The sequence below is a fragment of the Pseudomonas sp. NA-150 genome (genome assembly GCF_044336365.1).
Lineage (GTDB): Bacteria > Pseudomonadota > Gammaproteobacteria > Pseudomonadales > Pseudomonadaceae > Aquipseudomonas.
The window spans coordinates 4,866,391-4,879,550 of sequence record NZ_CP172305.1 but is presented as its reverse complement, the minus strand read 5'-3'; the positions used below and the strand labels follow the sequence as shown (position 1 = coordinate 4,879,550).

Genomic DNA, 13,160 nt, shown 5'->3' with positions numbered 1-13,160 from the left:
GATGACCAACGCCATCGCCCGCCCTTTGTTGGGCTGCATCGCCGATGACTTCACCGGTGCCACCGACCTCGCCAACATGCTGGTGCGCGGCGGTATGCGCACCGTGCAGAGCATCGGTATTCCGAGTCGCGAAGTCGCCACCGGGCTGGACGCCGATGCGATCGTAATTGCTTTGAAATCACGCACCTTACCGGCCGCCGAAGCGGTCGAGCAGTCGTTGGCTGCCTTGGCCTGGCTGCGCGAGCAGGGCTGCGAGCAGATCTTCTTCAAGTATTGCTCGACCTTTGACTCCACCGCTGGCGGCAATATCGGCCAGGTTACTGAAACCTTGCTGACCGTGCTGGACAGCGACTTCACCTTGGCCTGCCCGGCGTTCCCGGAGAATGGCCGCACGATCTTCCGTGGTCACCTGTTCGTGCAGGATCAACTGCTGAATGAATCGGGCATGCAACACCATCCGTTGACACCGATGACCGATGCCAACCTGGTGCGCGTCCTGCAATCGCAGACGGCGCTGAATGTCGGACTGTTGCGTTACGACACCATCGCCCAAGGCGTTGAGCCGGTTCGGGCGAAGATCGCCGAATTGCGCGCGCAAGGCATCAGCATGGCGATTGCCGATGCATTGTCGGACCGCGATTTGTACGTGCTGGGCGAGGCCTGCGCCGATCTGCCGTTGTTGACCGGTGGTTCGGGGCTGGCGCTGGGCCTGCCGGAAAACTTCCGTCGCGCCGGCAAGCTGCGGGACTTCGATGTCTCCAGCTTGCCGCAGGTGGCGGGTGATGAAGTGGTGTTGGCGGGCAGCGCTTCAGTGGCCACCAACGGTCAGGTCGCGGCCTGGCTCGAAGCCGGACGCCCGGCGCTGCGTATCGATCCGTTGAAACTGGCCGCTGGCGAACCGGTGGTGGCGCAAGCCCTGGCCTTCGCCCGCGACAGCAATCAGACCGTGTTGATCTACGCCACCAGCTCGCCGGAAGAGGTCAAGGCCGTACAGCGTCAATTGGGCGTCGAGCAGGCCGGTAGTCTGGTGGAAAACGCCTTGGGTGAAATCGCGTTCGGTCTGCTTGAAGGCGGTGTGCGACGCTTTGTTGTCGCGGGCGGCGAGACTTCGGGCGCGGTGGTGCAAGCGCTGGGCGTGACCCTGTTGCAGATCGGCGCACAGATCGATCCGGGGGTTCCGGCAACCATCAGCCATGGCGAGCAGACCCTGGCGCTGGCGCTGAAGTCCGGCAACTTTGGGGGTCGCGACTTTTTCAGCAAAGCTTTGAAGCAACTGGCCGGAGGTGCGCAATGAGCAACGAAAACGCCTTGCGCGACGAAATCTGCGACGTCGGCCATAGCCTGTATGCACGCGGCTACACCGTCGGCAGCGCCGGCAATATCAGCGCGCGGCTGGACGACGGCTGGCTGATCACCCCCACCGACGTCTGCCTCGGGCGCCTGGACCCGGCGCGGATTGCCAAGGTCAACCTCGCTGGTGAGTGGGTTTCCGGCGACAAACCGTCGAAGACTCTGGCGCTGCACCGTGAAGTCTACGACCGCAATCCCGGGGTCGGCGGCGTGGTTCATACCCACTCTACGCATCTGGTGGCGCTGACCCTGGCTGGGGTCTGGCAGGCGGACGACATTCTGCCGCCGCTGACGCCGTACCAAATCATGAAAGTCGGGCACATTCCGTTGATCGGCTATCAGCGTCCCGGCTCACCGAAAGTCGCCGAACAAGTCGCGTTGCTGGCCAACCGAGTGCGCGGGGTGATGCTCGAACGACTAGGCCCGGTGGTGTGGGAAAGCTCCGTCTCCAAGGCCAGCTATGCCTTGGAAGAACTGGAAGAAACCGCGCGCCTGTGGCTGATGAGCAACCCGAAACCGGCGCCACTCGATCAGGCCGCTCTGGACGAACTGCACAACGTGTTCGGCGTGCGCTGGTAACCCCTGCGAACTCTGTAGGAGCGGGCTTGCCCGCGATGACGTCGGCACTGATTCACCGCGCGAGTTGATCGCAGGCAGGCCAGCGCCCAGACAAAAAAACAATAACAACAGGAAACTCCCGCATGACTGACTTCTCCCGTCACCTTGGTCGCACTCCGTGTGGAGTGCATTCGCTATGAGCCCCTTACTGCTGATGATCACCGCCGGAATCGGCATCGCCCTGCTGTTGTTCCTGGTGTTGAAGTACAAATTCCAGCCGTTCGTGGCGTTGATGCTGGTGAGCATTCTGGTGGCGTTGGTCGCCGGGGTGAAACCGGCGGATCTGGTGGCCACCATTGAAGGCGGCATGGGCAAGACCCTCGGCCACATTGCGATCATCATTGCCCTCGGCGCGATGATCGGCCGTGTCATCGAACTGTCTGGCGGTGCCGAAGCGCTGGCCAAGACCCTGATCAGCCGTTTCGGTAATCGTCGCACGCCGCTGGCGCTGACCGTTGCCGGGTTCATGGTCGGGGTGCCGGTGTTCTTCGAGGTCGGGGTGATCATCCTCATGCCACTGGCCTACGGTGTGGCCCGCAGTGCGCGCAAGCCACTGTTGGTATTCGCGCTGCCGATGTGTGCCGCATTGCTGACGGTACACGCCTTTCTGCCGCCGCATCCTGGGGCAGTGGCAGCCGCTAGCCAATTGGGCGCGGACCTTGGTCGGGTGCTGATGTTCGGTCTGCCGATCACCGCCTTTCTCTGCTACGTCGGCTACCGTGTGGCCGGGCGCATGACGCGTCGGGTGTACCCGATGACCGACGACATTCGCGCCGAAGTCTATGGTCCACACGTGACCAACGCCGACCTTGTAGCCTGGGCCAACGGCAACGACCAGAGCAGCGAAAAGGCTGCCGTCGCCGCCTCGCACATGGGCCTGGAAGAGTCCACCAGCAGCATCGTTTCCAAACTGCCGCCGGCACCGCCACCTGGCTTCGGTCTGATCGTCAGCCTGATTCTGTTGCCGATCATTCTGATTCTGCTGGGCACGCTGTCGACGTCGCTGCTGCCAGTTGATTCGACCGTGCGCAGCGTGATGACCGTCCTCGGCGCGCCGCTGGTGGCACTGCTGCTGGACACTTTGCTCTGCGCTTGGCTGCTCGGTTCGCGGCGGGGCTGGAGTCGCAGTCAGGTTTCGGATGTGATCGGCTCGGCGTTGCCTGGTGTGGCGATGGTGATTCTGATTGCCGGTGCCGGTGGTGTATTCGGCAAAGTGCTGGTGGACACCGGGATTGGCGCGGTGGTCTCGGAGATGCTGCGCACCACCGGTCTGCCGGTGTTGGCGCTGGGTTTCCTGTTGACCCTGCTGTTGCGCGCGGTGCAAGGTTCGACCACGGTGGCGCTGGTGACCACAGCCGGTATTATCAGCCCGCTGATCGCCACCCTGAACCTGACCCCGAACCACATGGCCTTGCTGTGTCTGGCCATGGGCGGTGGCGGGTTGGCCATGTCGCATATCAACGACGCCGGTTACTGGATTTTCACCAAGCTCGCCGGGCTCAACGTCGCAGATGGCCTGCGGACCTGGACCGTGTTGACCACCTTGCTCGGCACCCTGGGTTTCTGTATTACCCTGCTGATCTGGCCGTTTGTCTGACCCATAATGCTAGGAGTTATCATGCCTCGTTTCGCTGCCAACCTCAGCATGCTCTACCCGGAGCACGACTTTCTGGATCGCTTCGCCGCCGCAGCCGCCGACGGTTTTGAAGCGGTGGAGTTTCTGTTTCCCTACGACTACAGCGTCGCCGACCTGAAGCAGCGCCTGAGCGACAACGGTCTGGTGCAGGCGCTGTTCAACGCGCCGCCGGGCGACTGGACCAATGGCGAGCGTGGCACGGTGTCGTTGCCGGGGCGTGAAGCCGAGTTTCGCAGCGGTTTCGAGCGCGCGCTGGAATACGCGGCGGTGCTGGGCAACTCGCGGATTCATGTGATGGCGGGCTTGTTGCCGTCGGAGAGTGATCGCCAGCGGCACCACGCGGTATACCTGGAAAACCTCGCCCATGCGGCGGCGCAGGCGGCGAAAGTCGGCATCACGGTGTTGCTGGAACCGATCAACACCCGCGACATTCCGGGCTTTTTCCTCAATCGCCAGGACCAGGCCCAGGCGATCTGCAAGGAAGTCGGTGCGGCGAATCTCAAGGTTCAGTTCGACTGCTACCACTGCCAGATTGTCGAAGGTGACCTGGCGGTGAAACTGCGTCGGGACATGGCCGGTATTGGCCACATTCAGATCGCGGGCGTGCCGGATCGTCATGAACCGGACCTGGGCGAGCTCAATTATCCTTACCTGTTCGAACTGATCGACACGCTGGGGTATGAGGGCTGGATCGGTTGTGAATACCGGCCGAAGGGCAATACCTCTGCAGGCCTGCAGTGGTTGCGTGACTGGAATGCACGTTAGGATTTTTTGCTAAAAGATCCATCGGCGAGGTCTCTTGTAGGCGCTGCCGAAGGCTGCGATGAGGTCGAAACGGCCTCCGGCCGTCAAGATCGCAGCCTTCGGCAGCGCCTACAGAATGGGTGCAGTCATCGAAGATCGTCCGACGGCAACAACAAATCCACGCCCTGCTTGCGAATCCCGTCCGCCGCCGCGGCCGCGAGATTGTCGTCACTGATGATGGTGTCGAACTGCTCAAGGCCGGCAATTTTGTACATGCTCAACGTGCCGTACTTCGAACTGCTGGCCACCAGCACGGTGTGCGAGGCGGATTGCATCGCCACTTGCTTGACCTCGACTTTCAACGCCGAAGGGGTGGTGATCCCACGCAGTAAATCCCAGGAGCTGGTGGACATGAAGGCGATGTCGGTGACGATCTGTCGCAACGTCGCCACGGCCAAACCGCCGACGCAGGAGTGGTTGGAGTGATCCAGCTGCCCGCCGGTATGAATCACCGTCACATGCGGCGCGTCCATTAACGCCTGGGCGACGCCGAAGTCATTGGTGACCACGGTCATGCCCGACAGCGCGGTGATGTACGGCACTATCTCCAACGTGCTGGTGCCCGCATCCAGATACACCGTCATGTCCGCGTGCAACAACCGCGCGGCCAGTTTTGCCATCGCCTGCTTCTGCGGCAGCTCAACCACCGCCTTCGATTGATGGCTCGGTTCGCTGTGCAACTGACTGGCAATCCGCACCCCGCCGGTCACCGAATACGCGCGTCCTTCCTGCTCCAGCAGGGCGATATCGCGGCGCACGGTCATGTGCGAGCACTCGAACATTTCCATTAACTGATGAACGCTGAGCACCTGATGTTTGCGCAACTGACGCAGCATCAGCTCACGACGTTGCTCCGGAATCATCGGTGCACCACCGTCGGTGGCGATGTCCTTGGGACTAGGCATTCAGGCTCCAGAAGATGTGCGGGCGCGGGAAGCGGGGTCACCATAGTAACCAATCGGCGGAGTGCTAACGAGGTGCGTGGAGCTTAAAACTCCTGAAGCGAACGCCGCCATCTTCCCGGGCTGTGGCCTTCACTGCGGGTGAACACACGATTGAAATGGCTTTGGTCGACAAAGCCGCAGGCCAGTGCCACGTCGGCCAATTCCAGATTGCCGTGCTTGAGTAAGGCTTTGGCGTGCTCGATGCGCTTTTTGGTCAGCCATTGATGCGGCGCCATGCCGGTGGTCTGCTTGAAAGCTCGTGCAAAGTGACTGGTGGACAGGCCGGACTCGCTGGCCAGTTCGGTGACCGAGATTTCACCGTTCAGGTTCGCACTGATGAACTCGTGGGCGCGCCTGAGTTGCCAGGGTGCCAGTCCTCCACGCAGCGGCTTGGGCGGTAAGGCTGAGGTGCCGTAGCTCGCGATTACGTGTTCGTGAAAGGCCAGCGCCATGTATTCGGTCAATAACAGCGAGGCGGTTTCGGGGAGCGCCATCACCGCCGCCAGTGACTGTGCCATGCCGTACAGCACTGGATCGTGCTGGCCGAAAGCTTGCGCGGTCAGACCACTGCTGGGGCGCATGCCTCGGTCGTAGGCCAGTTCGTCGAGGGTCGACTGCGCGATGTACATGCGCAACGTATCAAACGGCGTGTCCAGACTCACCACGGGCACCGTCGACAGGTCGAACAGGTAGATCGAGCCAGGAACGGCCGGTGGCAATTTGGTGCGTTTACGACTGTTCCAGACGTTGGAAAAGAACGGACCGGTCAGCGGCACTTGAAAGACAAAGCCTTCTTCCCCGGCCATTTCCAGCGAGCGACCGTCTGCGGCTTGGGTGCTGCGCAGATGAGTAAAAATCACAGGGTCCTTCACCGTGGTCAACGCGCGTACCGTGGGCGGTCGCTCGATCTGGAAGCGTTCGGCGAGGAGGTCCTCGAGGGTCGCTGTCGGCATTGTTCACACCTCGATGTTCAGGCCTCGAAAGTCAGTCGGGATCGGTGACGGCGTCGCGAGAATCATCGAAGGCCACCGCGAAGTTAATGCCCCCGGGATCGCGGAAATACACGGCGGTAAATTCATCTTGATGCCGCTCATCAGTCTGGTGGAGCCCGGACGCACTGACTGAGGAAGTAATGTGCTTGAGCGAGCGCTCATCGGGCACTCGCCACACCACGTCATGGATGAATCCTGGACTGGCCCCGGCACAGCTGCGGCCCGGCGCTGACAGAATATCGATGGCGATCAGCTTGCTCATGCCGGTGTGACTGAACCGCGAGACGGCACCTTCGCTACCGACGTGCGTGAAGCCCATGGTCTCGACCAGGAACTCGGTGGTCTGTGGCAAGCTGTCTACCTGAATCTCGACGGTACGGATCCCGCGAATAGCGTAGTCGGGCGACCCAGGCCTGCGGGCGTCCCTCGGATTCTCATCGCTGTCTTCGACCAGTGCAAGCTGCATTCCGTCGGGGTCGCTAAAGCATAGATGTTCTTTATCGAACGCCCAGGCTCGGCCATAGACTTCGACGTTCTGTTGTTCAAAGCGCCGCTGCCAATACCGAAGCGACCCAAGCGGCACGGAGAAGGTAACTGCGCTGATCTGGCCACTGCCGCGCGCCCCGCGCACCAGCCTTTCGTCGACGATAAAACACAGCACCGACGAGTGGGCGAGCCCCCGGTCGCCGCAGTAAAAGCGCATGACCGGCCGGCCATCGCGCATCACCGGCAAACCGAGGAGATTCAGGTCCAGCGTACCCAGATAAAAGCGCAAGGTTTGCTCGAGACTGGTGACCACTGTGGAGATGTGGTGCAGCCCCACGATATCCGTGGCGTGCCCACCGCTGTTTGAGCCGCCCATCTCGTTCCTCGATCACTGATCAGTGCGCTACAGGTTGATGTGCCGATCCACTCAGGCCGACATGCTTGGCCGGGCGGAGACCGTGTCGTACCACTTCTGCAACGACGGCTGATCCGCGCCGATCGCGATGCTCAGTGCGCGCGTGGCGAAGTCGACCGACACCAGCGCGGTAATGTCCGCCGCGCTGAAGTGTTGGCCGGCGAGAAACGGCACATCAGCCAGACGCTTTTCCATGTCCGCGTAAAAATTCACCACGCGAGCCTTGCTGCGCTCGACCAGTTCAGGAATCTGCTCGTAGGCATGCGGACCGGCCAATGCACGACCTTTCAGGCCTGGCACCGCGTTGCGCACGGCTTCCATCACGGCGATAAAACCGTCGAGTTCGGCCCGGCGCTCCCACAGGGTGATCAGCGCTTTCTCGGTGGGCGTGCTGCCCAGCAACGGATGGGCGGGATGCACTTCCTCAAGGTAGCGCCAGATGGCCGGCACTTCGCCTATCGAGGTGCCGTCTTCAGTGACCAGCGTTGGCACCATGCTGCGCGAATTGATCGCCAGGTAGCCGGCGCTGAACTGTTCCTTGGCACCCAGATCCACGGCGACGCTGGTGACATCCATGGCTTTTTCGGCGATGAAGATCCGCACGCGTCGCGAGTTCGGTGAAGCGCTTGATTGATAAAGCTTGATAGAGGACATGGTCTGATCCAGTAATAGTGATCGAAACTCGAACCTTGTAGGAGCTGCCGCAGGCTGCGATGGCGGTGAGCCTGACACATCGCGTCAAGCGGATCGCAGCCTGCGGCAGCTCCTACAGAGGGAAACCCTTACTGCGCCGACTTGCCGCCGTCGACGTTGAGGATGTGGCCAGTAATGAACGAGGCTTCATCCGACGCCACGAAGACAATCGCGCGGGCAATTTCTTCTACCTGACCGATGCGCTGCATCGGTACGATCGACGCCATGTAAGCCTTGCCGTCAGGGCCGCCGGTGAAGCGATCCAGCATGCCGGTATCGACCGGGCCGGGTGCCACGGCGTTGATACGAACACCCGAACCGGCGACTTCCAGCGCGGCCGATTTGGTCAGGCCTTCAACGGCGTGTTTGCTGGCGGCATACACCGAAGCACCCCCGGCACCGACATGGCCGTAGGTCGACGAAATGTTGATGATCGAACCCTTGCCCTGAGCCTGCATCACACGCAATTCGTGCTTCATGCTCAGCAGCGTGCCCAATACGTTGGTGTCAAAGGTCGCGGCGTAACTTTCAGCGGTTTGCTGCCCAACCGGACCAGGTTGACCTTCAGTGCCAGCATTGTTGACTGCGATGTCCAGGCGGCCAAAACGGCTGACGGTCTGGTCGATCAACTGTTGCACCTGAGCGTCATCACGCACATCGGCGTTGATGAATTCAGCTTGAGCGCCCAATGCGCGCAGTTCTTGAACCAGAGCGTGACCCACTTCATCACGACGACCGGACACCACCAGGTTTGCACCTTGGCGAGCAAAGGCCAGGGCAGTTGCACGACCGATACCGGTGAGGGCGCCAGTGATCAAAACGACAGAATTGCTCATGTGATATTCCTTGGTTCCAAAAGTGCGCGGACAGCGCAGTGAACAAAGCAACCAACCGGAGTGGCGGTGCGTTGGGCCTATTCTGGGTTTTCCAAGGGCGGGGAGGATTGTATGGATCGGGCGTGAATTGGATAAATTGATCGCGTTGTGTCTCATAGGGAAATGCGATCCGCTGCGGGAGATTCACTTATGGCACTAACTTCATATCCCGCAGGCGCACCCGTTGTTTACGGAAACTGTCGTGAGTATCAATCACCTCAGTAAAACCGGCTTGAGCCAACTTGACCGCGCTCAGCACCACGTCTTCTTCATAGTTCAAACAGGCGTCGAGGAAACCCCGGTTGGCAATCTGCTGGCGCGAGGTGGCGTCCATGAACGACTTGAAGGGCGCCGACAGGTTGCCCATGTAGGTCGGCGCACCCATGATGATGGCGTCGGCGTTGTCCAACATCAGGCATCAACCCAACGCCCGATCGACCACCACCTGCAACGACTGCCGCGAGCAGCGTTCGATGCGCGCTGCGACGCCGTACACCTGCTGGAACAGCGCTGGCGTGAGGACGTTTTGTGGAGAGCCGCTGGCGAACAGTTGGCCGTCGTGCAGCACCGCCAGGGTGTCGGCGAAGCGTGCGGCAAGGTTGATGTCGTGCAGCACCACCACCGCGATGGACTGGTGTTGGCGAACCAGGGTTTGCACGCAGTGCATGACTTTCAGTTGATAGTTCAAATCCAGCGCACTGGTCGGCTCATCCAGCAGCATGACCCTGGGCCGGCGGGCGATCAGTTGCGCGAGGCTGACCAGTTGCCGTTGGCCGCCGGAGAGGTTGCTCAGCAGGTCGTTGGCAAGGTGGGCGATGCCGATTTCCTGCAACGCCGCGAATGCGTCTGGCAGCGCCCGTTGTCGGGGCGCCAGCAAGGGATCGCTGGCGCTGCTGCGCACGGCGGCGAGGACGCATTCGAGAACGCTGAGTTCAAGGTTTGGCGGCAGGCTTTGCGGCATGTAGGTGACGTGACGCGCGCGTTCAGGGATGCTCAGGCGGGTCAGGTCGCGGCCGTCGAGGTACAGCGAACCGGTCATTTTTTCCAGACCGGCCATGGCCCGCAGCAGGGTTGATTTGCCGGCTCCGTTAGGGCCGATCAACGCCGTCAGGGTGCCGGGTTGCAGTGTCGGCAGGCTGAGGTTGCGGATAACGCTGCGGCGTCCGTAGCTGATGTTGATCTGTTCGGCGCTCAGGCTCATGACTGCCTCCCGCGCTTGAACACCAGGGCCACGAAAAACGGCACACCCACCAGCGCTGTCACGATCCCGACGGGGACCACCACGCCGGGAATGATCAGTTTGCTGGCAATCGACGACAGCGACAGCAACAGCGCGCCGACCAAGGCGCTGGCTGGCAGCAGGAAGCGTTGGTCCTCGCCCACCAGCAGCCGCGCGATGTGCGGGCCGACCAGACCGATAAAGCCGATGGTGCCGACGAAGGCCACGGCGATGGCGCTGAGCAAACTGATGCGTAGCAGGGCGATGAAACGCAAGCAACGCACGTCGACGCCGAAGCTTTGCGCACGGTCCTGGCCCATGCGCAGCAAGGTCAGACGCGAGGCCGAAGCAAAAGAGAAGGGCATCACCACGACGACCACCAGGGTCAAAATGCCGAGCTTGTTCCAGTCGGCGCGCGTCACGCTGCCCAGGGTCCAGAAAATCAGCTGTTGCAGGATGTCCTCCGTGGCCATCATTTGCAGCAGCGCCACTACCGCGTTGCAACTGAACACTAGCGCGATGCCAAACAGCACCAGGCTTTGCACCCCGGCGCCACGCAAGCGCGACATGGCTTGCAGCAGAAACACCGAGCCGGCGGCAAACACAAAGGCGGCCAGCGAAATGGCGGTGTTTTGCGAGATCCAGGCGCCACCCAGCGGGAACACAATCACCAGCGAGGCGCCCAACGCCGCCGCCGACGACACCCCCAGGGTGAACGGGCTAGCCAACGGGTTATCGAGGATCGCTTGCATTTCCGCGCCGGCCAACGACAGTGCGCAACCTACCATCACCGCCATCAAGGCGTAAGGCAGGCGCACATTCCATATGATGATTTTGTCGGTGAGGCTCAGTTGTGCGGGATGCAGGATGCCGTCGAGCAACGTCATCAGGCCCATGCCCGACGGGCCGCTGGCGAGGTCCACGAGGATCGAACCGAGCAGCGCCAGACCGAGCAAAATCAGCAGCATCCAGCGGCGCGAGGTCCGCCGCCGATAATCCTGACGGGCTGCGTCGAAATTCACGGAAGTAGCGAGGGGAGCATTCATCACAGATGTTTTGCTGCGGCATCGACCCAATACTGGCCTGCCAGTGGGGTGTCGAGGAAGCGAGTGTTGAGCGTGTCCTGGGTTTTCTGCGGATCAAGATCGCCGAAGGCCTGCGGATGAATCCACTTGGCCAGGGCCTCGATGGCCAGAATGTTATACGGCGAGTTGTAAAAGTCATGCCACAAACCGTGGGCCTGCCCTGTGCGAATCGCCCGCAGGCTCTGAAATTCAGGACGCGCGAGGATTTTTTGCAAGGTGGCCTGTGCCTGATCCTGGCGGATGCCTTCACCCAGCAACAACCCCGGAGCATGGTTGCCGGTGGCGATGTAGACGTCCGGATCGGCCTTGAGTGCGTACTCGACACTGATGTCGCCCAGCGCGCCGGGGACCACCCCGGCGGCGATATTCTGCCCACCGACGGTGTTGATGATTTCACCCAGACCACTGACGCCGGTGGTGTGACCGGGCGCCAGCCAGGCACCGGCCAGCAATTCGAGAAACACCTTGGGCCGTGGGCCGGCCGGCAACGTCGCGACCACGTCGGTGACGTGCTTGAGGTGCTGGTCATAGAACGCCAGATAATCATTGGCTTCTGCTTCGCGCTGCAGCGCCTGACCCAGTGCGGTCAGGCTGATGTGGGTGCCTTTGACCGGGTTGATCCGGAAGTCGACGAAGATCACCGCGATGCCGGCTTTTTCCAGAATGTCCGCGGCCGGGCTGTGTTCTGTGGGGCCGTGACCGGAAATGCTGAACACCGCCAGGTCGGGTTTCAGCGACAGAATTTTCTCGACACTGACGCTCTGTTCCGAAGCCTGGCCAATCAGCGGAAGGTTATCCACAGCTGGAAATTTGGCCTTATAGGCGGCGTAGGTGTTTGGATCGAGCTGACGCATGTCATTCTGCCAGCCGACTACCCGGGCAAACGGGTTCTGTTTGTCCAGCAGCGCCACGGCGGCGATCAGTCGACCTTCGCCAAGGACGATACGCTCGACATGATCCGGCACCTTGACCTGACGGCCCAATACGTCGGTGACTTCACGGGCCTGAGCCGGTAGCGCGACAGCCAGCCAAGCACCGAGCAGCAGGCAGGCGAGGGCGCCTTTTGAAACAACAGACTTGAACATCGGAAAACTCCACAGCAGCAAATCGAAAGGCGACAGTGAGGGGAAGGGGTGTCTGTGATAAATTTGAATCGCTCGCATTAAGATTCTAAAGTCTGTACCCGGCGCTGATCGCGGTGCTTTGTATTCGAAGTGCCGAGGAATGCCGTCCTAAAACATTCCATTACATTTCACCGTCCCGCCCTTTCCACCACAGGCAGTAGATAACGCCTTATGTCCAAGCAAGATCACCTGTTGGTCGTCGATGACGACGCGGAAATTCGTCAATTGCTCTCGGATTACCTGCGTGAAGCGGGGTATCAGGTGTCGACCGCAGCCGACGGCAAGGAGATGCAACGGCGCCTGGAGTTGCAGGTCATTGACCTGATCGTGCTCGATCTGATGTTGCCGGGGGAGGATGGCCTGAGCCTGTGCCGCGACTTGCGCGCGACGTCCAACACCCCGGTGATCATGCTCACGGCGCGCGGCACCTTGATTGATCGCATCGTTGGCCTGGAAATGGGCGCCGACGATTACCTGCCCAAACCCTTCGATCCCCGTGAGTTGCTGGTGCGGATCAAAGTGGTGCTGCGGCGGGTGCAGAGTTTTCCGGATCGGGCGCGAGTGGATGAGGTCGGTTGCGTTCGTTTTGCTGGCTGGCAACTGGATACCCGAGCGCGGCATTTGCTGTCGCCGGAAGGGGTGGTGATCAGCCTGGGCAATTCGGATTTCCGCGTGTTGCGCTTGTTGTTGCAGCATCCGAATCGGCCCTTGAGCCGCGAGTTTCTGCTCAACCATGCCTTCGACAAGGACAGTACGCCCTTTGATCGCTCCATAGACGTGTGCATCAGCCGCCTACGTCAACAACTGGCACCTCACTTGATCAAGACCGTGCGCAATGAAGGCTATATGTTCACCGCCACCGACGTGGTTGCCGAGTGAAGCGGCTGCTCCCGCGTTCGCTGTTCGGGCGACTGGTGAT

General features: G+C 61.1%; 13 protein-coding genes and 1 pseudogene. 5 read left to right on the top strand and 9 right to left on the bottom strand.

The genetic code is table 11. The features are described 5' to 3' along the window. The first annotated feature begins 1 nt into the window (after position 1). From otnK to otnI, 4 genes are all read left to right on the top strand, one after another. Positions 2-1,294, top strand: coding sequence for a 3-oxo-tetronate kinase (gene otnK, locus ACF0H7_RS23040; protein ID WP_397449160.1), 1,293 nt, complete (start codon positions 2-4; stop codon positions 1,292-1,294). Next, positions 1,291-1,929 (top strand): aldolase, encoded by a 639-nt coding sequence (locus ACF0H7_RS23035; RefSeq protein WP_397449159.1) that lies wholly within the window; start codon positions 1,291-1,293, stop codon positions 1,927-1,929. The genes otnK and ACF0H7_RS23035 overlap by 4 nt, the downstream gene beginning before the upstream one ends. 175 nt (positions 1,930-2,104) lie before the next feature. After that, a complete protein-coding gene (locus tag ACF0H7_RS23030; protein WP_397449158.1) occupies positions 2,105-3,565 on the top strand; it encodes an SLC13 family permease in 1,461 nt (486 codons plus the stop codon). A 21-nt stretch (positions 3,566-3,586) separates the two neighbouring features. After that, positions 3,587-4,369 carry a 2-oxo-tetronate isomerase gene (otnI, locus tag ACF0H7_RS23025; RefSeq protein WP_397449157.1) on the top strand — a complete coding sequence of 261 codons (783 nt, stop codon included), beginning with the start codon at positions 3,587-3,589 and terminating at the stop codon, positions 4,367-4,369. A 125-nt stretch (positions 4,370-4,494) separates the two neighbouring features. On the opposite strand, the gene ACF0H7_RS23020 is transcribed toward otnI, so the two are convergent. The 9 genes and pseudogenes from ACF0H7_RS23020 to ACF0H7_RS22980 form a co-directional block, all read right to left on the bottom strand. After that, entirely contained in the window at positions 4,495-5,313 is an 819-nt protein-coding gene (locus tag ACF0H7_RS23020) for a DeoR/GlpR family DNA-binding transcription regulator (RefSeq protein WP_397449156.1), read from the bottom strand. 83 nt (positions 5,314-5,396) lie between these two features. Next, positions 5,397-6,305: a helix-turn-helix domain-containing protein gene (locus tag ACF0H7_RS23015; protein ID WP_397449155.1), complete on the bottom strand. Its 909-nt coding sequence runs from the start codon at positions 6,303-6,305 to the stop codon at positions 5,397-5,399. A gap of 31 nt (positions 6,306-6,336) precedes the next feature. Beyond that, positions 6,337-7,206: a hypothetical protein gene (locus tag ACF0H7_RS23010; RefSeq protein WP_397449154.1), complete on the bottom strand. Its 870-nt coding sequence runs from the start codon at positions 7,204-7,206 to the stop codon at positions 6,337-6,339. Between the two features lie 51 nt (positions 7,207-7,257). Continuing rightward, on the bottom strand, positions 7,258-7,899 hold the full coding sequence (locus tag ACF0H7_RS23005) for a glutathione S-transferase family protein (RefSeq protein WP_397449153.1): 642 nt from the start codon (positions 7,897-7,899) through the stop codon (positions 7,258-7,260). Positions 7,900-8,027: 128 nt separating this feature from the next. Beyond that, on the bottom strand, positions 8,028-8,774 hold the full coding sequence (locus tag ACF0H7_RS23000) for an SDR family NAD(P)-dependent oxidoreductase (protein ID WP_397449152.1): 747 nt from the start codon (positions 8,772-8,774) through the stop codon (positions 8,028-8,030). A gap of 343 nt (positions 8,775-9,117) precedes the next feature. Then, positions 9,118-9,222, bottom strand: a pseudogene (locus ACF0H7_RS22995) (NAD(P)H-dependent oxidoreductase); the annotation flags it as partial. Between the two features lie 9 nt (positions 9,223-9,231). Then, positions 9,232-10,014 (bottom strand): ABC transporter ATP-binding protein, encoded by a 783-nt coding sequence (locus ACF0H7_RS22990; protein ID WP_397449151.1) that lies wholly within the window; start codon positions 10,012-10,014, stop codon positions 9,232-9,234. Further along, positions 10,011-11,078, bottom strand: coding sequence for a FecCD family ABC transporter permease (locus tag ACF0H7_RS22985; RefSeq protein WP_397449150.1), 1,068 nt, complete (start codon positions 11,076-11,078; stop codon positions 10,011-10,013). The genes ACF0H7_RS22990 and ACF0H7_RS22985 overlap by 4 nt, the downstream gene beginning before the upstream one ends. Then, the gene (locus ACF0H7_RS22980; protein ID WP_397449149.1) at positions 11,078-12,202 is read right to left on the bottom strand and encodes an ABC transporter substrate-binding protein; all 1,125 of its coding nucleotides are present in this window, start codon (positions 12,200-12,202) and stop codon (positions 11,078-11,080) included. The genes ACF0H7_RS22985 and ACF0H7_RS22980 overlap by 1 nt, the downstream gene beginning before the upstream one ends. 210 nt (positions 12,203-12,412) lie before the next feature. Between ACF0H7_RS22980 and ACF0H7_RS22975 the strand changes: the two genes are divergently transcribed. Continuing rightward, positions 12,413-13,120: a response regulator gene (locus ACF0H7_RS22975; RefSeq protein ID WP_397449148.1), complete on the top strand. Its 708-nt coding sequence runs from the start codon at positions 12,413-12,415 to the stop codon at positions 13,118-13,120. Positions 13,121-13,160: the final 40 nt, after the last annotated feature.